This window comes from Pseudoalteromonas sp. APC 3691, assembly GCF_030408135.1.
Taxonomy (GTDB): Bacteria; Pseudomonadota; Gammaproteobacteria; order Enterobacterales; family Alteromonadaceae; genus Pseudoalteromonas.
In genome coordinates, this window is sequence record NZ_JASDCB010000029.1 from 1 (window position 1) to 16759 (window position 16759).

12 protein-coding genes, 5 tRNA genes and 2 pseudogenes are annotated in these 16759 nt (G+C 40.2%); 4 read left to right on the plus strand and 15 right to left on the minus strand.

Annotated features, from left to right (window positions below; all coding sequences use genetic code 11):
* A pseudogene (locus tag QL998_RS10865) lies at nt 1-183 on the plus strand (ISAs1 family transposase); the annotation flags it as partial.
* A gap of 610 nt (nt 184-793) precedes the next feature.
* Here QL998_RS10865 and QL998_RS10870 read toward each other — a convergent pair.
* The 7 genes from QL998_RS10870 to dnaQ all read right to left on the minus strand — a co-directional run bounded on the left by QL998_RS10870 (nt 794) and on the right by dnaQ (nt 3529).
* Nucleotides 794-870: transfer RNA gene (locus QL998_RS10870), tRNA-Asp, on the minus strand.
* Between the two features lie 54 nt (nt 871-924).
* Nucleotides 925-1001: transfer RNA gene (locus tag QL998_RS10875), tRNA-Asp, on the minus strand.
* A 37-nt stretch (nt 1002-1038) separates the two neighbouring features.
* Nucleotides 1039-1115: transfer RNA gene (locus QL998_RS10880), tRNA-Asp, on the minus strand.
* A gap of 38 nt (nt 1116-1153) precedes the next feature.
* Nucleotides 1154-1230, minus strand: a tRNA-Asp gene (locus QL998_RS10885).
* Nucleotides 1231-1261: 31 nt separating this feature from the next.
* Nucleotides 1262-1338: transfer RNA gene (locus tag QL998_RS10890), tRNA-Asp, on the minus strand.
* 97 nt (nt 1339-1435) lie between these two features.
* On the minus strand, nt 1436-2806 hold the full coding sequence (locus tag QL998_RS10895) for a TIGR03503 family protein (RefSeq protein ID WP_290192676.1): 1371 nt from the start codon (nt 2804-2806) through the stop codon (nt 1436-1438).
* Between the two features lie 9 nt (nt 2807-2815).
* Nucleotides 2816-3529, minus strand: coding sequence for a DNA polymerase III subunit epsilon (dnaQ, locus tag QL998_RS10900; protein ID WP_076924405.1), 714 nt, complete (start codon nt 3527-3529; stop codon nt 2816-2818).
* Between the two features lie 68 nt (nt 3530-3597).
* On the opposite strand from dnaQ, the gene rnhA reads away from it, so the two are divergent.
* A complete protein-coding gene (gene rnhA, locus QL998_RS10905) occupies nt 3598-4062 on the plus strand; it encodes a ribonuclease HI (RefSeq protein ID WP_007378210.1) in 465 nt (154 codons plus the stop codon).
* A gap of 154 nt (nt 4063-4216) precedes the next feature.
* Here the strand turns inward: rnhA and QL998_RS10910 are convergent, their stop codons facing one another.
* Nucleotides 4217-5002, minus strand: coding sequence for a class I SAM-dependent methyltransferase (locus QL998_RS10910; protein WP_290192677.1), 786 nt, complete (start codon nt 5000-5002; stop codon nt 4217-4219).
* A gap of 53 nt (nt 5003-5055) precedes the next feature.
* Here QL998_RS10910 and gloB point away from each other — a divergent pair, with 53 nt between their 5' ends.
* Nucleotides 5056-5829 carry a hydroxyacylglutathione hydrolase gene (gene gloB, locus QL998_RS10915; RefSeq protein ID WP_290192678.1) on the plus strand — a complete coding sequence of 258 codons (774 nt, stop codon included), beginning with the start codon at nt 5056-5058 and terminating at the stop codon, nt 5827-5829.
* A 155-nt stretch (nt 5830-5984) separates the two neighbouring features.
* Nucleotides 5985-7565: a LysM peptidoglycan-binding domain-containing protein gene (locus tag QL998_RS10920; protein ID WP_290192679.1), complete on the plus strand. Its 1581-nt coding sequence runs from the start codon at nt 5985-5987 to the stop codon at nt 7563-7565.
* Between the two features lie 154 nt (nt 7566-7719).
* On the opposite strand, the pseudogene QL998_RS10925 reads toward QL998_RS10920, so the two are convergent.
* The 7 genes and pseudogenes from QL998_RS10925 to QL998_RS10955 form a co-directional block, all read right to left on the minus strand.
* Nucleotides 7720-10753: pseudogene (locus QL998_RS10925) on the minus strand (TonB-dependent receptor).
* A 440-nt stretch (nt 10754-11193) separates the two neighbouring features.
* Nucleotides 11194-12156 (minus strand): class 1 fructose-bisphosphatase, encoded by a 963-nt coding sequence (locus QL998_RS10930; protein WP_290192680.1) that lies wholly within the window; start codon nt 12154-12156, stop codon nt 11194-11196.
* Nucleotides 12153-13235 (minus strand): class II fructose-bisphosphate aldolase, encoded by a 1083-nt coding sequence (gene fbaA / locus QL998_RS10935; RefSeq protein ID WP_290192681.1) that lies wholly within the window; start codon nt 13233-13235, stop codon nt 12153-12155. The genes QL998_RS10930 and fbaA overlap by 4 nt, the downstream gene beginning before the upstream one ends.
* 14 nt (nt 13236-13249) lie before the next feature.
* Nucleotides 13250-13867 carry a bifunctional 4-hydroxy-2-oxoglutarate aldolase/2-dehydro-3-deoxy-phosphogluconate aldolase gene (eda, locus tag QL998_RS10940; RefSeq protein ID WP_290192682.1) on the minus strand — a complete coding sequence of 206 codons (618 nt, stop codon included), beginning with the start codon at nt 13865-13867 and terminating at the stop codon, nt 13250-13252.
* 230 nt (nt 13868-14097) lie between these two features.
* Complete coding sequence (locus QL998_RS10945; RefSeq protein ID WP_290192683.1) at nt 14098-15030, minus strand: sugar kinase; 933 nt, start codon at nt 15028-15030, stop codon at nt 14098-14100.
* Between the two features lie 74 nt (nt 15031-15104).
* Nucleotides 15105-16412, minus strand: coding sequence for an MFS transporter (locus QL998_RS10950; protein WP_007585328.1), 1308 nt, complete (start codon nt 16410-16412; stop codon nt 15105-15107).
* Nucleotides 16413-16414: 2 nt separating this feature from the next.
* Complete coding sequence (locus QL998_RS10955) at nt 16415-16759, minus strand: cupin domain-containing protein (protein WP_002962963.1); 345 nt, start codon at nt 16757-16759, stop codon at nt 16415-16417.

The window sequence follows — 16759 nt, forward strand, 5'->3', positions numbered from 1 at the left end:
GATGAATCGAGAATACGCAAACTTCAAGGGCCATTAATGTTTAATGTAATGCGAAAGATAGCCATGGCGCTTTTTAAACAAGATGCATCTAAGTCAGCAAGTATGGCGAGGAAAAAGAAAATGGCAGAGCTAGACGATGATTACCGCTCAACCCTGCTAGAGTCTGGGATTAAAATGCGCTAGCCGTGCTTGATGGAGTAGTTTATCGTTAGATTGTTTAAATAATTATACAGTTTGGTATAACAGGCAGCTCTGACATCTAACCAACCCTAAAAGCTCTGTATTGATTAAATACCCTTAATTCATCTCTATGCTCATGCAAAAACTTAAACCCTGTCAAGAGCTCTACAAGTACAACACTATAAAGTTAATGACTATACCAATTAGCAATAATACTTAGAGCCTGCCTAGCAGTGTTAAAAATCTCTGGTATACGACTGCATGGATGCAGGAGATAGAGCAATGCAGGATCATTTGCCGAAAACAACTAAATAACGAATTATTCCTTATTATCGACATGCTTTTCTTACATCAAAATAGATTACTTAATTAAGCGAATTGGGGTTAAACCTGGCGTTAAGCTAACTGCGGTAAAAGTTACGAGAAGAGAGATACAGCGCAATGCAGAAGCATTTACCCAGAGCATCGGCAGATTGATATAGGTATTGATACGGATAATAAGGAATATTAGCAGGTTCGTGCAAGGAATGTGTTTGATAGCTGATAGCCAAAGAATGTTTACTAAATTATTTAATCAAGGATTTTATAAGCTTGTTATTGAGGAAATAACAAGTGGCGGAGTGGACGGGACTCGAACCCGCGACCCCCGGCGTGACAGGCCGGTATTCTAACCAACTGAACTACCACTCCGCAGTGGTATGTGCATGGGGTAATGCACTTACTAATTTTAATCATGATATCAAATGGCGGAGTGGACGGGACTCGAACCCGCGACCCCCGGCGTGACAGGCCGGTATTCTAACCAACTGAACTACCACTCCGCAGAGATATCATTATACTTGTTATTACTTAATTTGTTGGCGGAGTGGACGGGACTCGAACCCGCGACCCCCGGCGTGACAGGCCGGTATTCTAACCAACTGAACTACCACTCCAGCATACAAATTTTGTAATATAACATTATTTAAATAGTTGGCGGAGTGGACGGGACTCGAACCCGCGACCCCCGGCGTGACAGGCCGGTATTCTAACCAACTGAACTACCACTCCAGCGCATATTTAATCTGTTATTTTTTCTTATTGGCGGAGTGGACGGGACTCGAACCCGCGACCCCCGGCGTGACAGGCCGGTATTCTAACCAACTGAACTACCACTCCATATTTTCGTTGCTGTTTAGGTCTCCCTGACAGCGGCGTGAATAATACGAACCAACCCCTATTTCGTCAAGGGCTTTTTTGTTTTTTTATAGGTTTTTTAGTCATCTGTCATCGAAAGGTTTAAAATTTCACCTGATCTGTCATTTTTTGAGCCATTTTTACCGACTTGATTTTTTTCTGTGTCGGCAACATCACCTTCACTTGTTTTCTTTTTCTGTAAAAAAGGCAGCTTCACTTTAAATTTAATCGGTTTTTTCTGAACAAATATACGAATTAACAACCAACCGAGTAATAAAATAAGCGTATTGCAGCCTACAATTAAACTAATAATTGTAGATGTGGCCATTTTTTCTTCAACGGGTTCATTCTCAATCATTTCATCTGGGGTAATAATCGTTGCAGGATCAATTTCGGGCACCGCTTCTATAGGTCGTTCTATCTCAAATTTGTACGTTGGTAGCGTTGCCATAAATTCGCGGCCATTAATATTAGTCCCAAAAACTGACAGCTCAACGCTATATCTACCCCAATCATAATTTTTAACACTAAGTTGTCGTGAATCTTTAGCAGCAGCATCTATGGTAAACATTTGCTCTTCGTTATTGGGATAGTAGATTTTTCCCTGGATGATGACTGTTTCTGGCTTAACAATACTTGGGTCTATATTTATAGTTAACAGATGCTCGTCTGTGTCTTGCTCTGCTAACGCGACTTCGGTTACAAAAGGCGGCTCGTGCACTTCTATTGTATTTTGCACGATGCGTCGCTGCAGCAGTGGTGTTGCCACGTAAAGTTCTGGAGTCCATTCACCCGCAGGGAAATCTAAAGTAAACTCGCCCGTAAATACACCATCTTTAGGGCGCTCATCAAATCCACGTCCATCGTCTTTAAATTCCGCTACTTCTTGAATGCCTGCGCCAAAGTTAGCAAAGTTTTCATTGTTAGTACTTACAAAGTCGACATTAAGGCTCACAACATCTCTAAATAGGTTTGTATTAATTGGCTCACCGTCATTTAGTATTTTGCCAGTGATTTTTATTGTCTCCCCTCTAAACAACATTGAAGGAAGAGGCTCTGCCTCAAGAGATATCTCGCCTAATACGACTATTCGGCTGTCGGGCAAAATACTGCCTATGACTTGCCAAGGACCTGCCATAGGTTTTTTTATGGTTACTAAATCGTAGCTGAGTTCGTCAAACCAATCTAAGTTAGGGTTTTTAACAGAGTCAGCAGCAAAGTACTTACTGCCATCGGGCCTCACTAAAATAACAGCAGGTGCACCTGATTTTCTAAAAAAAAGCAGTGTTATTTCATCTATTTTGCTATCTATGCGAAAACGATTATCAAGTAAAGGGATCTCATTTTGATGCCCATCGCGCTTGAGCACTTCTACTTGTTTTACGCCATATGCATTGCCAGTAAATAAAGTAGCTGCACATAACGCTGTTACAAAATACATCGTTTTCATTAAATCGCCTTATTCAGCGCGCCAGATACATTGGCCGCCTTCTTTATTTACAAGATCCAATCGTGCCTCGTGTGCGCTTTGCTCAGCGTCACTTGCTCGCAGAACAACTAATGGGGCTCTATCACTATTTAAACGCTTTATACCGCCCTTCTGTTGCTCGCTGCCGTCATCTTTGTTTTGATTCAAATTCAACTTTGTTTGACCGCCCGTCATGGCAAGGTAAACATCGGCTAAAATCTCAGAATCCAGTAGCGCGCCGTGAAGCGTTCGTTTACCGTTATCTACATCGTAACGACGACATAATGCATCAAGGTTGTTCTTTTGACCTGGATGCAAGTCACGCGCCATTTTAAGCGTGTCGAGAACTTGACAAAAAGTATCTGTTTTAGGATAACCCTGATTAAGCAACGCAAATTCGTTATCCATGTGGCCAATATCGAACGGCGCGTTATGAATAACTAACTCAGCCCCTTCAATATAGTCGAAAAACTCTTGGGCAATTTGATGAAACAACGGTTTATCACGTAAAAATTCGTTAGTGATACCGTGAACGTCTATCGCTTCTTCTTCACTTGGCCGTTGTGGATTTATATAAACGTGAAAGTTATTGCCTGTTAAACGGCGATTTACTAACTCCACACACCCAATTTCTATAATACGGTGCCCTTGTTTAGGGTCTATGCCGGTGGTTTCTGTATCTAAAACTATTTGTCTACGTGCCATATCGAATTTAGCCTGATTCTGGTATCTTTCTATAATCACTTTATTGTACATAAGATCAAGGTAAAACAGTGCAAAAAACCGTAGAGATTTACACCGATGGCTCATGTTTAGGTAATCCAGGCCCCGGCGGTTATGGTATTTTTATGATTTATAACGGCCACGAAAAAGAAATGAGCCAAGGTTATAAACTCACAACAAATAACCGAATGGAAATGCTCGCGGCTATTGTAGCCCTAGAATCACTCACTCGAGAATGCGAAGTAAATCTAACAACCGATAGCCAATATGTTAAGCAAGGTATTGAATCGTGGATCACTAACTGGAAAAAACGTGGCTGGTTAACATCAGCTAAAAAGCCGGTTAAAAACGTCGATTTATGGAAACGCCTAGATAAAGCCTGTAGCGAGCACAATGTAACCTGGAAATGGGTTAAAGGGCATAGCGGCCATAAGTACAACGAAATAGTTGACGATTTGGCGCGCGATGCCGCTGGTAGCAAAGATTTACTAGAAGATGTAGGCTACCAGCCTTAATTAGCTGTTGTTACACCAATTTTATTAAAAACATGTTCATTCTATCGCATTAAATAACTCACTAACTGCGTTAAAAATGATTCATATAGAACAACTATATGTCACAATTTTCGCCTTGTTAATGTGCTATTTTCTTAGCGCTATAATAGATCACTTATTTAATGTAATTGGTATTATTTTCTTGGTCGCACGTTTTGTAATGCTGCTTTGACGTTTGTCTAAGCCCTGCCCCTTTTACTGGTGCAAACTGCGGCCTAGCATGCCACTTAGGTTTTATTGGCGTAAGTGGCGCAACTCTTTTTCGTGCCACCAGCATATAAACACTGCCCATTGGTTTTAAATACTGCTTCGCAAAAGTACGCCAAAACTCAAACCTTGATAGCCTATTACCTCTTGCCAGTGATGAATAAATAAAACGTTCATCACTTACAATTTCAAAACCAAGTAAGTTTAGCCAATCTTTAACCCGTGCGGGTGTAAAAAAGCGCCCTGTCCACGGTAATTTCTGACCACTAAAAGGCAACATTTGTGCAAGTCCGCACAAACTAAATGGATTAAAGCCAGTCACTACTATATAACCACCCGGAATAAGCGTGCGATGTGCTTCTCGTAAAATGTGATGTGGGTCTGAATGATACTCTAAGCAATGGCTTAGTATGCAGGCATCAATACTGTGCTCGTAAAATGGTAATTCGTCTATGTCAGCGACTACCCCGGTGTAAGGCCCAGGCTCTGCAACACACACTTGGTGTTTAATCGTACTTATACTTGTGTTTAATTCGCCACTTAAATTACCTAGCTTAAGCATATGATAGCCAAACATACGCGGCAGCCACTGCTCCATCTTACGTTCAATATCTGCACGCAAATAATCCCCATGAGGAAACTGCTGCCACGACAGTGGTTTGGGTCCTTCTTGAAAACTAAGGGCTGGTTTCATTTTTTGAGCTCGTTATACTATGCGATAAGTGTCACTTTATAGAGCAATTTACCATGGTGCAAGTCAAAGCAATTAAAGCCTTTTCTGATAATTACATTTGGTGTTTAACTACCGATAATAGTAACCAAGCATGGGTAGTCGACCCTGGCCAAGCACAGAGCGTATTAGCGTATCTAGCTGAGCACAAACTAACGCTTGATGGTATTTTAATTACGCATCATCACTACGACCACACTGATGGCGTAGCTGCATTAGTTGACGCCTATCCAGATATATCGGTTTATGGCCCCGCAAATAGTCCATTTAAAGGCATTACTCACTCACTTACTGATGGTCAAAGCATCAGTGTGCTTAATATTTACTTTAATATTTTGGCAACTCCTGGGCACACGCTTGATCATATTTGCTATACAAATGATGAACTTGCTTTTACAGGCGATACATTGTTTAGCGGTGGATGTGGGCGCTTATTTGAAGGCACGCCAAAGCAAATGTGGGAATCGTTTAATAAACTAAGAGAGCTGCCTGCAAGCTGTAGTGTGTATTGCACCCACGAATACACGCAAGCTAATCTTGCCTTTGCCAAAGCGGTTGAACCACGTAACCCAGAACTACTCGCGTACAGTAAAAAAGTAGATGAATTACGCAGTAATAACCAAATCTCCCTACCCACTTCTATTGGACAGGAGCTAAAAATAAATCCATTTATGCGTAGCGATTTGCCAACCATTACAGAGTTAGTGCCAGAAAAATTCATCTCGGTTACAAAAAACAATGAACCTTGGGGAAACTTTGCTAGTCTGAGACAGTTCAAAGACAATTTTTAATGCACAAACTAATACTTTAATATTTATTTTATTAGAATCATTAACTTAAGATATAGTGATGATTCTATTTCTGCGTTTTAAAAAGTCATTAAGTGGCAATGTTAACTCATAACAGGTAGTATTCGCCGAGTTTTTTACCCGATGTATTGGTATTTATGAATAAATCTCCCCTATTAGTAGCCTTGGCGTTAGCGCTAAGTGGTTGTCAAACTGTGGCAACTCTAGACTCAGACTCTCAAGTCGCCACGCAAGCAAACCAACAACTCGAAGGCGCAAGTCCTAACGACATTAACAATGCATTGATGGTAAACGCACAATATCAGCAAGTTGACCCTGATGAGCAAGAAGCTCCCGTATTTGATGATGTATGGGAGCGAATTCGCTACCAACTTTCTATCGAAATACCGCAAAACCGCCCTGTTGTTACTGAACGTAATTATTACGCTCGCCACCAAGCCTATTTAGATCGTATTTCTAAACGTGCAGAACCTTACTTACACTTTATTGTTGAGGAAGTAGAAAAGCGCGAAATGCCAATCGAAATTGCACTACTTCCTATTGTAGAAAGCGCATTTGACCCATTTGGATACTCTAATCGCAGTGCGTCGGGCATTTGGCAGTTTATGCCTGCAACTGGTGAGCGATTCGATTTAAAACAAAACTGGTGGTACGACGGTCGTCGCGACATCGTGCAATCGACTCGCGCAGCACTTGACTACTTATCGTATTTACATAAAACACTTGAAGGCGATTGGCTTAACGCGATTGCTGCTTATAATTCAGGTGAAGGGCGCTTGATGCGCGCTATTAAAAAGAATCGTAAAAAGCATTTACCTACCGATTTTTGGTCTCTTGATTTACCAAGTGAAACAACAGCCTACGTACCAAAGTTATTAGCACTTGCCGATTTATTAAAACGCTCAGATGATTTTAACGTTACATGGCAACCAGTAATTAATGCACAAGTGGTTGAAGTGGTTGATGTTGGCTCGCAAATAGATTTAGCGCTTGCTGCTGATATGGCTGATATGACGCTTACTGAGCTATACAGATTAAACCCTGGTTTTAATCGCTGGGCAACTGATCCTAATGGCCCTCATTCTTTATTATTGCCTGCTGATAAAGCAGAGGAATTTAGTCAAAAACTAGCAAACACTGATGTTAAAAACAGATTACGCTGGCAGCGTTATATTGTGGCTCGAGGCGACAGCTTATCGGTAATTGCCAAAAAGTTTACAACAAGCTCAAGCGCAATCCGATCGCTTAATAAACTCAAATCAAATACGATTAAAGTAGGCCAAGAGTTATTAGTCCCGCTTACTGATGGCGCTATAAATAGCGAACATTTACCAAAGCAGATGCGTTTAGCTGCTAATAAAGCAACTCGCACAAAGCTTTCGCACACAGTTAAAAGTGGCGACACGTTATGGGACATTAGCCGCGAATATGACGTAACTATGGATGAGCTGGCTAAATGGAATAAGCTAAAGAAAAACTCTGTACTGCGCCTAAATCAAAAACTAACTGTGTATAAGTCAGCTAATAAACCACAAGCAACGGCAAGCACCAACCGTACTATTACATACAAAGTACGCCGAGGTGACTCACTTGCACGTATTGCGTCTAAATTTAATCTAAGCGTTAACGAAATTATTAAGTGGAATAACTTAGCCGGTCAAAAATACTTACAACCTGGCCAAAAGCTAAAGCTTAAAGTAGATGTCAGAAGTAGTTAATACCAATTTTATTAAAAAACATAATCACCCTATCGCATAAAATAGATTCCAAATAGCTCACTTATTTAATGCAATTGGTATAATTCACTACTTAATACACACTAAAAAGGAGCGCATGCGCTCCTTTTTAGTGTGTATTAAGCTAAAACAACAGTCACAGCTTGTAGCTTAAACCTAAGAATAAGCGTGGGCCGTAGTCATTCACCTCACCAAGGTTACCTTCAACAAAGAAATCTTGTGATTTAGGTGCGCTGAACAAATTAATTGCTTCTGCTTTAACTCTGAAGTGCTCATCGATTTTGTATGATGCGCGCATTTCCCACACACCTACGCCATCAACATAACGAAGGTCGAGTACCATTTGTAGTATATGGTTGGAAATACTCACTACGATATTTGTAAATAACAGCAGTATCAAATCCACCAATTTGGTAGTACAGCTGGCTGCTAAATACATGCTTTGAGAAACCAGGTACTGAAGCCGACTCAATAATACCGTCAGTTAACTGTGTAGTATTACCATCTACGTCAGTCTCAAACGTATCGCCGTATAAGCTATCTTGGAACTCAAAATCAGTGTCTGCATAGTTGTAACCAAATTTCATACCGATGCCATTATCCCAGCGGTAAGAAAATGAAGCTTCAAGACCTAATATTTCACTGTCCTCGTCTGATGTAACAGAGTTAGTAATTGGTAATGAAACTGTTTCACCACCAACAGTAAAATCTTCAATTACTGTTTGCTGCTGAAAGCCGCCGTTGAACTGTTTGTAGTATAAGCTTAACGCTAAGATTGAATCTTCGTTAGGGTACCATTCAAATGCAGCATCGTAGTTCCACGACATAAGCGGTTGAGTATCTGGGTTACCAGAACCATTTACACCCACTAATAAATCGCTGATTGAAGTTGCTGTACCTTCTGTATCTTCTTGGAATGTACGGCTGTAACCTAAATCAGATGGATCTGCGCGTGACATACCACGGTATATACCAGCTCGGAATAAAATATCTTCACTGTAATCAATAACTAGGTTAAAACTTGGTAAATACTTAGTGTAGTCACCACCGCTTTTTATTTTATCCAATGAACCATTATCAGATTCAACCAGAGAAAGTACACCGGTATCACTTGTTACAACATCAAAGCTATTTCTAAAACCAATCGAAGTTACTTCTGTGTCTACAATACGAAGACCAAAGTTACCGCGAATGAATTTACCAAACATTTCAGTATCGTAATTAGCCATTAAGTACACTGATGTTGTTTTTTCTGTTACATCAATTGTACCTGCATTTTCATATTCAACTTCTGGGTAAGCAAACACACCATCAGCGTTAGAACCAGCTACAGCTTGTGAGAAACATACGTTGTCGTATGTAGCCCATGATGAACCTGTACCGCTATCTACAACGTTACCGTCACTATCAACATTTGTTACAATATCGCCATCAGATACACTCGATAAAAAGCCTGATTCTGGAAAGTCGATTTGACAACCTTGTAATACGTCAAGCGCTTCAGTACCAGAGTCTAGTGTAAATTCGTTTCTTGAACCGTTACCTTGGCTACCACCATACTGTAGGAACGTCATTTCAGATGTTCTAATACCACCTTGTACACTGGTGAAAACGTTACCATCTAGCGCATAGTCAAAATCTAATCGCGCTGAGATAACTTCGTTTTCACGAACATTTTCACGGTCAAGTCGCGTTCTTAGGCTATCTGTAAAGTTTGAAATATCCGTTACATCAAAATCTGTCAGTGTGAAATGAGGGATCTCATCACCCATATCCCAAGAAAAGAAATTACGACCTGATGTTCTACCGCGGTTAGATATTTGAAGTTCTTCACGTTCAGTTTTTGAATATGCTAAATCTAGGTCAACAGTTAATCTATCAGTAACTGTATGTTCTATATTTATGCCGTAACCTTGGTAGTTTTCTTCACGAGAAAATTGCTCACCCGCTGATTCAATGCGCTCTTCACCTTCCCAGTGCAAAATACCGCCTACATCGTTAGTAACAAGTGTTGGACCTGTTACACCTGGTGTGGCACGTTTTTGTAAAAAGATTAAATCGTGGCGTGCTTCTTGTTGTGTTCTATCTGAAATTTGCGCATCAAAGTTAACATCCCAATCAGCTGAAGGTTGGTATTGCAGTGCAAAAAACATTGCATCACGCTCATCTGATGTCTCGTTTTGACGGTAGCTTCGGCTACTACCAGTCCAAGCATACGGAGTACCATCACTTACTGCTTTGCCCGTTTCAGGATCAATTTCTGTATCGTAACCTTGGTTGCTACTGCCACTAACTTGGTCTTCACAGTCGCCTGCGCTGCTACGGTAAAAACCTTCATTAGTATTATTTGGATCGTTTAAACAGGCCCATAATGAAGAACCTGATGGGCTAGAGCTTCTGTATTCAGCTTCTGGTTGGCTAATATCTTGGCGCTGTACACCAAAAGACACACCAACGGCTTGGCCGTTATCAAATTCAAACTGGTCAACATAACTAAACGTGCCACGGTAACCAGCGTCACTTTGAAGTGAGTTATCTACATTACCTTCATCAGGGTTGTAGTTTAATTTAACCTCTGCAGATACACGTTGTTTGCCAAAATCAAGTGGAGTTATAGTTTCAAGTGCAATAACACCTGCAACACCACCTTCAATCATTGAGGCATCTTGCGTTTTATATATCGCTACTTTTTTTACAAGTTCAGAAGGAAACTGCGAAAAGTTAACTGAGCGGTCACCACTACCATTAGTCGCTTCACGACCATTAATGTGTGTTGCGCTTAAAAATGGACCAAGACCACGAATAGTGATTTCTGTTGCACCACCGTTTTCACGGTGAGATGCAGCACCTGTAATTGATTCCAGTGCTTCACCGATAGACAGTGCTGGTAAATCACCAATATCTTCAGATGACAGGCCATCAACTACCGTTGTTGCTTCACGTTTAATTGCTATTTGGTCTTGTATCGTTCTACGTGTACCTGTAACACTAATTATTTCAACGTCTTCTTCAACTTCTGTCGCTTTTCCCTGATCTTCCTGTGCGCTTGCTGTAAATACGCAAGAACTTGCCATACCTGCGATGACCGCTGTTCTTACCCATTTTGCAACTGGGCGCATTGCAAACTGCCCTGTTGTAGAATTATTGTTATCTCGTGACTTCAACGACATTTGAATTCTCCGCTGGTTGTTGTTGTGTGATTTTAGTGTGTTAGCTTGTTATGCTGATGTATATTTTATGTGACCTTTGACATTAATATACTTAAACCCAGCACGATGATCAACCAATTTTAGATTTAAATATTACCAATAGGTATACCAATTATCACTTGAAATTATTACCGCGGTGTCAGATAGGTTTAAAGCGAAGAATACTAATAATTGAGAACAAGGAATGATTAGTAAAATTAAATCAAATAAACTAGGTACTCGGAGCTAATAACACCCAAGTTTGAAGGATTAATTAATGCTGTTACTTAATAGGTATTTAAGAAATTAGATTCTGATACCGATTGAGTAAGGGAAGTGGATATTAGGAATGCGTTAGATAAATTGTTAAAAAGTAGGGGTTATTATCTTGCCCCTACTTTATTTATATACTAAGTGATGCTTTATAAAATAGCGTTATTATAAAACTCTACAGGCTCATTTGAGCCCAAAACAACAGGCACACGTTGATGCAAGCTAGTTGGCGCAATATCTAAAATACGCGTTCCTCTAGAGGTTGCTTTACCACCTGCGTTTTCAACTAAAAGTGCTAACGGGTTTGCTTCATAAAGCAGTCTTATTTTTCCGTTATCGTTACCACTGCGTTTATCTTGCGGATACAAAAATAACCCGCCTCGGCATAATATACGATGAACGTCGCCTACCATCGCTGCATTCCAACGCATTGAGCTTTTTTCAAAGCTTTCACAAGTGTAAAGCAATTTATCAAAATACACTTGTGTCGGTTCGTCCCAATAACGGTAGTTAGCCATATTAACGGCAAATTCACGACTTTGCTCAGGCACATTCAATTGCTTATTTGTCAGTAGATAACCGCCATGTGTTGAGTCTAATGTATAGCAACGTGTTGGACCGCCAGTACTCATTACAAGTAATGATGAAGGGCCGTATAACACATAGCCTGCACATACTTGATTTACACCAGGCTGACTAAATTGCTCGTCGCTGTCGAAGGCAACATCATCACGGGCTAAGTAAATAGTAAATATAGTGCCTATTTGACCATTAACATCGATATTAGAAGAGCCATCTAATGGGTCAAAGGCAACAATAAACTTACCTTCAGGATGACCACCTACTGCATGATCTTCTTCTTCTGATGCAACTGAGCGTACGCTGCTATCGTCAAGTAGTATGTCTTTAAGTAGTTGGTTTGCGATTACATCCAACTTTTTTTGAACTTCACCCTGAACATTTTCGTTAAGGGTTGAGCCTAAAACACCGGCTAATTCACCCTGACTTACTCGAAAAGCAATTTCTTTACTAGTCGCTAAAATTGTGCGAATAAGTAAAATAAGATCGGTATCTACACCGTCTTCTTTCAATACTGTATTTAATCTTTTCATGCGCTATACCTATTTACACAATTTAGATCGTCAAAGCATTGCTCTAGTCTTGCAACCATACTTTGCTCTGAATGACGCAGCCATACGCGAGGGTCGTAATATTTTTTGTTTGGCTTATCTTCCCCATCAGGGTTACCAATTTGCTCTTGTAGGTATGCTTGGTTATCTTTGTAGTAGTCTAAAATACCTGTCCAACACGCCCACTGCGTATCGGTATCAATATTCATCTTAACTACGCCATAGGTTAAAGACTCTGCAATTTTATTGTACTCAGAACCACTACCACCATGAAACACAAAATTAATTGAGTTGCTTGGTAGATTAAATTTCTCTGATACGTAAGCTTGTGAATCTCTTAAAATAGTTGGTGTAAGAACAACGTTACCCGGCTTATATACACCGTGAACATTGCCAAAAGACGCTGCAATTATAAAGTTAGGGCTAATACGGCTCAAACGTTCGTAAGCAAATGCAACATCTTCAGGCTGAGTATATAAAGAAGAGCTATCTAAGTGTGAGTTATCAACACCGTCTTCTTCGCCGCCCGTGCAACCAAGTTCAATTTCTAGAGTCATACCTATTTTTGCCATACGCGTTAAATAACGTTCACAAATTTCAATATTTTCTTCTAAAGACTCTTCTGAAAGATCAATCATATGCGAGCTAAACAGTGGTTTGCCCGTCAGTTCAAAGTGTCTTTCACCTTCATCAAGCAAACCATCAATCCAAGGAAGTAGCTTTTTAGCTGCATGATCAGTATGAAGCATTACTGCCACTTCATAATGTGCTGCCACTGAATGTACATATCTTGCAGCACTTACCGCCCCAAGCACTGCTGATTGTTGCTCTGGTAAAGATAAGCTTTTACCACAAAAAAATTGAGCTCCACCATTAGAAAGCTGAATAATAACGGGCGAGTTTTTCTTTTTAGCAGCTTCTAGCGTCGCATTTATAGATGTTGTACTAACAACATTTACCGCTGGCAAAGCATATTGATTAGTACGCGCATGCTCATACACAGCACTTACTTCATCGCCAACGATTACGCCTGGCAGTATTGTTGGGGCTAAATAATTCATTTATGCAATCCTTTCTATTTTAAAGCCTGGATACAAGAATCGGTAATTGCTTGCCAGTTTTCTTGCTCAACCCATTCTTTCTTCGCTATCCAAGTACCGCCAACGGCGAATACATTATTTAAAGAAAGATAGTCCATTTTGTTACTTTCGCTAACACCGCCTGTAGGGCAAAAGCTGACTGCTCTAAATACTGACGATACAGCTGATACAAAAGGTGCTCCTCCGGCAAGCGATGCCGGGAATAATTTTTGCTCTTCAAAGCCATATTCAAGCGCCATTAAAATATCACCTGTGTTTGATACACCAGGAAGTACCGGTACATTACATTTAGCAAGTGCGGCAAGTAATACAGGAGACACAGCTGGCGTTACAATAAAGTCAGAACCCGCTTCTAGTGCTTGATCTAAAATTTCAGTATTTATTACCGTACCCGCACCTACTTTTAGCTCAGGCACTTGTGCCTTAATAGCTTTTAATGCTTCTAAAGAAGCTTCTGTTCTTAGCACTACTTCAACTAAAGTAAGGCCGGCGTTAGCCATAGCTTTCGCTATTTGAACACCTTGCTCTGGCGTATCAGCTTGAATTATAGGTAGCAGTGTTTGTCCTGACATAAGTTCAGAAAAGCGAGTCATAACGTTGTTCCTTTATAAAAAAGTAATGCGGCCGAGGTATGGCGGCCGTTAATGTTAAATTATTTTGTTATACCAATTGCATTAAATTAATGAGCTATTATAGCGACAAGAAAATAGCTCAATAACAAGGCTAAAATTATGATACATAGTTGTTCTATATAAATAATTTTTAACGTAGTTAGTGAGTTATTTAATACGCTAAGGTGATCATGTTTTTAATAAAATTGGTATCAGATCCCAGCTTTAACCATTGCTAGCTGAAATATATCTTTTGGAGCAATAGCGCCTGGCTGTTGTATAACAGCACCTGCTGCTTTTGCAGCAAGTTGTACAGCACTTGAAATTGATTTATCAGATAAACGAGCACCTAAATAAACACCGTTAAAAGCATCGCCTGCTGATGTAGTATCTACAACATTTGTTACCGGTATTATAGTGTGGCTTTGAAGGGTCTCGCCCTCTTTTGTCACTACCGATTCAGGGCCATTTTTAACAACAATTTCTTCTATTTGGTAAGGTTTTAAATATTCAACAACCGCTTCTACGCTATGTACGTCATAAAGTGTTGTTAAATCTTCAACGCCAGGTAGGGTAATATCTGCAAGCGTAAAGGCTAAATGATATTGCTCTTTAGTTTCCTCTACACTATTCCACAAACGCGCTCTGTAGTTAGGATCAAAAACTATTTTAACTCCAGCATCTTTGAGCTGCTTTACAACTTTCCAAAATTGCTCACGTGCACTTTCTTCAATTATTGCTAATGAAATTCCTGAAAAGAAAAACATATCACCTTGGCTAAGCTGCTCAAGTGCATCAGCATCTAAAAAATCAACAACCTTTTTAGCTGCAGAATCATTGCGCCAATAAATAAAGCTACGCTCACCATGCTCATCGGTTTCTATGTAATACATGCCAGGTACTTTGGTATCGTGAGCAAATACGAGCTGTGTATTTATTTCTTCACTTTCAAAGCGTTCTAGCATTTTTTTACTTAAATTATCTTGACCTAAAGCCGTAACAACCGAAGTAGTAACCTGTGGGAAGCAACGCTTTAAATACACTGCAGAATTATAAACATCGCCTGCAAATGATTGGTGTAGTGTTGCCGCGCTCATAGTCCTAAGCTCGACCATGCATTCACCGATAAAGTAAATATTTTTCATCTTGGAAGTTACCCTATGTAGTTAACTGCTATGCGCTTATACAAAACATGTTGGCATAGCAGTTATTATCTAGATTATTGAGGCTTTTTAAGAGGTTCTATTTTTGGAATTAAAATCCAAACAGCTGCCATTGCTATAATGGCTAAAGAAGCACCAATAACAAATGCTGGTGTATAGTTACCATCAGCAGTAAGAATAGGCACAAGCGATGTAAGGCCTACAGCACCAAGTTTTGCCGCCATACCAGAAAAACCTGATAATGTACCTACAGCTTTTTTGCCTAACAAATCACTTGGTAGTGTTTGCACATTACCAATTGCAGTTTGAAAACCAAATAAAATAACAGCCATAATTAGTACCGCTGTCGTTGGTCCGCCAGGGTTAGCCATTGCAAGTAACGCTGGTAGCATAATTAAACAGCCCAGCGTAATAGTTAACTTACGTGTTTTATCAGTGTTCCATCCGGCTTTAAGTCGATTTTGTGCCAGTAAGCCACCAAACCATGCACCAAACATAGCGCCAACATAAGGAACCCAACCGTATATACCAATAGACTTAACATCCATGCCGTATACTTCGTTTAGGTAAATAGGTATCCAAAAAACAAATAACCACCAAATAGGGTCAATCGCAGCAGAGGCAATAATTACACCCCAGCTTTGCTTGCGAGAGAGTAACTCGGCAGTAGACGGGTTATATTCTTCTTCATCTTCGCCAGTCACATCGCCATTATCATCAACACGTCTTTGACCTGTTAAGATATATTCACGTTCTTCGGCAGTAAGCCAAGGGTGAGAGCTAGGCGGCGCTTTAACTAAAATTAACCAAGGCACTAACCAAAGAAAACCTAATACACCAACAAAAACAAACACCATTTGCCAGCTAAAGTAGATAGTTAAGTATGCAATTAAAGGAATCGCAATAATACCGCCGATAGCAGCGCCAGAGTTAAAAATACCCTGTGCTAATGCACGCTCTTTAGTTGGAAACCATTCAGCATTACCTTTAGCTGCGCCCGGCCAGTTACCAGCTTCGGCTACACCTAAGATTGCGCGAAAAATACTAAGGCTAAGTACACCTTGTGCAAATGCATGGGCAACGGTTGCAATAGACCAAACACCTATCGATAAAACAAAACCGAAGCGGGTACCCACCCAGTCAAATATTTTACCAAATATGGCCTGACCAAATGCATAAGCAAATACAAACACAATTGAAATATTAGCGTATATTTGTTTGCGTTCTAATGCTGATTCATCAGGGAATAAATCTTCAACAATATCAGGCCAAAGCACGCTAAGTGCTTGACGGTCGATATAGTTAATAATGGTAGCTAGCGCAATTAGCGCTATAACCCACCAACGTAAGCCTTTAAGTTGCATAATTAATCCTCAAGAAAGTCTTCACGCGCTGGGCTAAAGGTATCAATCAGGATTCCGCCTGTTGGGCAGGTAGCTCCATGATCAGCAAATGGTGGGATTAAGCAGCTATCACCCGGTTTTAAGATTTTAGTTACGCCATCAATGTTAAAGTGAAATTCACCTTCAACAACATACGTTACTTGAGAATGTCTGTGAGCATGGTTATAACCAATAGCCCCTTTCTCAAACCAAATTTTAACAGCCATTAGCTCTTCGTTATAACCTAGCATTTGACGTTTTAGACCATTTCCTAAATCTTCAATTTCAGTCTCGTTGCCAAATGAAAAGTTTGCGCTTTGCTTTTGCAT

Excerpts from the sequence above, each read along its gene's own strand:
- QL998_RS10950 (WP_007585328.1), bottom strand. The coding sequence starts at position 16,412 with ATGCAACTTAAAGGCTTACGTTGGTGGGTTATAGCGCTAATTGCGCTA.
- QL998_RS10955 (WP_002962963.1), bottom strand. The coding sequence starts at position 16,759 with ATGCAAAAGCAAAGCGCAAACTTTTCATTTGGCAACGAGACTGAAATT.
- QL998_RS10920 (WP_290192679.1), top strand. The coding sequence starts at position 5,985 with ATGAATAAATCTCCCCTATTAGTAGCCTTGGCGTTAGCGCTAAGTGGT.
- QL998_RS10930 (WP_290192680.1), bottom strand. The coding sequence starts at position 12,156 with ATGAAAAGATTAAATACAGTATTGAAAGAAGACGGTGTAGATACCGAT.
- eda (WP_290192682.1), bottom strand. The coding sequence starts at position 13,867 with ATGACTCGCTTTTCTGAACTTATGTCAGGACAAACACTGCTACCTATA.
- QL998_RS10945 (WP_290192683.1), bottom strand. The coding sequence starts at position 15,030 with ATGAAAAATATTTACTTTATCGGTGAATGCATGGTCGAGCTTAGGACT.
- QL998_RS10895 (WP_290192676.1), bottom strand. The coding sequence starts at position 2,806 with ATGAAAACGATGTATTTTGTAACAGCGTTATGTGCAGCTACTTTATTT.
- QL998_RS10910 (WP_290192677.1), bottom strand. The coding sequence starts at position 5,002 with ATGAAACCAGCCCTTAGTTTTCAAGAAGGACCCAAACCACTGTCGTGG.
- gloB (WP_290192678.1), top strand. The coding sequence starts at position 5,056 with ATGGTGCAAGTCAAAGCAATTAAAGCCTTTTCTGATAATTACATTTGG.
- fbaA (WP_290192681.1), bottom strand. The coding sequence starts at position 13,235 with ATGAATTATTTAGCCCCAACAATACTGCCAGGCGTAATCGTTGGCGAT.
- dnaQ (WP_076924405.1), bottom strand. The coding sequence starts at position 3,529 with ATGGCACGTAGACAAATAGTTTTAGATACAGAAACCACCGGCATAGAC.